General features: G+C 52.9%; 2 protein-coding genes. Both read right to left on the bottom strand.

The features are described 5' to 3' along the window. Nucleotides 1-257: 257 nt before the first annotated feature. A complete protein-coding gene (locus tag IV54_RS11805; protein WP_157054403.1) occupies nt 258-650 on the bottom strand; it encodes a hypothetical protein in 393 nt (130 codons plus the stop codon). Between the two features lie 79 nt (nt 651-729). After that, a partial coding sequence (locus tag IV54_RS10090) for a WxL domain-containing protein (protein WP_237756716.1) occupies nt 730-1,863 on the bottom strand: 1,134 nt, incomplete at its 5' end.

Here is a 1,863-nt window from a genome sequence, read left to right as displayed (position 1 = left end):
GGGCCTAGTACTTTTGGAATGGAAATACTTTCCAACACCAAAAATTCTAGACCCGAATTGAGCGGTGGCCCTATTTTTTTGCAAAAAAAATGGCGCCAAGACTCTCGTCTCGACGCCACTTCAGCTATCGGATCCCGGCAACTCCGCGGCATATTGCGAAGAAACCGTCTGTTGGTAGGATGTTTAGCTACGACTATGACTAGCCGCATTCCTTTCTGGGTGTTTCGGGGATCACTTGGGTAGAGACGCCTTCCACATTACCCCAGATCAGTACCACCTTGACTGGAACAAGGTAGCACTGATCCGGGGTAATGCTTCATGGGATCGACTCTCGCCAATTGATCCTGGTACTGGCGGCCTCGGAAACGTGCGCCCCAAGGCAGGTCCCTGCGCTTAACCCCACTAATCGCTGATCCGGAGTAATGCTTCATGGGATCGGCTCCCGCCAGTTGATCCTGATACTGACAACCTCGGAAACGTGTTCGCTCGGGCTGACCCCTCCGCTTAGCCCCGATCAGCACCCGTTCGGCTACGCCAAACCGGCACTGATCGACACTAATGCTTTGAAAGATCGGCTCTCGCCGTTCAATCCTGGTACTGGTAGCCTCGGAAACGTGCGCCCCAAGGCAGGTCCCTGCGCTTAACCCCACTAGTCACCCGTTTGGCTTTGCCAAACAGGCACCTAGTGACGTTAATGTTCAGGACCTAATCGCCTTGGGTCACAACACTTTATCCCGGTGTATCCGCCAGCGTCCAGGTAATCCTGCCACCGTAGCTGCCGATTGCTGATTCAGCTTCGACCTGTAACAACACACCGGTCTTCTTGGTCCAATCCTTGTGGACGGCGTACTTACCTTCCTTGTCCGCCTCACTCGTCGTATGCCGTACGACCGGGGTCGGCCGCTCGTGAATATCTGTGGTTCGACCGTCGTCATGAACATAGATTGGGCCCCCCATTAAGGGCATCCCAGTCCGCGATCGGAAACGGTCCGCGTGAACCATTAGTGTCCACTGCGAGTCATTCCCTCGAGTATCCTGTACCACAACCTGCCAATCGCCGCTTCGTTGGACCACCTGGTCACGACCCGTGAGCCGACTGGCCTGGAACTGTTCTCGGGGGGAAATGAAATCAAACTTCAAGACACCCTGTACCTTGATTTTAACAACCACCGTATTGGACGACTCGCCCTTTGCGGTGGTCGCCGTCACTTTCAGCACGTTATCTCCTGCCCGCAACTGATCCGCCGCGATTGCAAAGTTAAAGCCGCCATCCTTGTCCGGCGTCAACGTCGTCAACAACTGTCGATTCAGCATGGCCCGGACCTTCACAATGGGTTGCGTGGTCGCACTCGTGCTCACGGCCACTTTACCAGAAATCGCCGTATCCGTATGTGGTTCTATCGTCACGTCATGGGAACTCGTCACGTCAAGATCCAAGTCGACGTTTGGATTGATACTGAATTCAGGGGTCTGCGCCGAACCAACAAAGGCATTCGACGTCACCATACTGGTGCGACTCGCTACTCGAGTCGTCCGATTGACGGCCGCCACCTTTCCTCGCAACTGTACGGTTGCGGCAGGGGTGTTCTCATCCATTTCCCAATCAAAGATGGCCTTTAACTGACCGTTCTTGATGGCAGTGGCATCGATCATCTGGGTCCATTCCTTTTCCTTACCAAAATACCGAATCTCGACTTTATCAAAATCGATCTTCTCTGGTAAATTCAGAAGGGTCGTAATACTCGACCAGATCTGACGACCATTCCGATAAGTCAGCTGATAATCCAGTTGGACACGGTCACCAGAAACCGAGAGCGTAAAATATCTTGTGTAAATGCATAAAAGATTTCTGAATTGTATAGA

The organism is Levilactobacillus paucivorans (genome assembly GCF_001437125.1).
Lineage (GTDB): Bacteria > Bacillota > Bacilli > Lactobacillales > Lactobacillaceae > Levilactobacillus > Levilactobacillus paucivorans.
The sequence above is the reverse complement of the archived record's forward strand: the minus strand, read 5'-3'. Positions and strand labels throughout refer to the sequence as shown.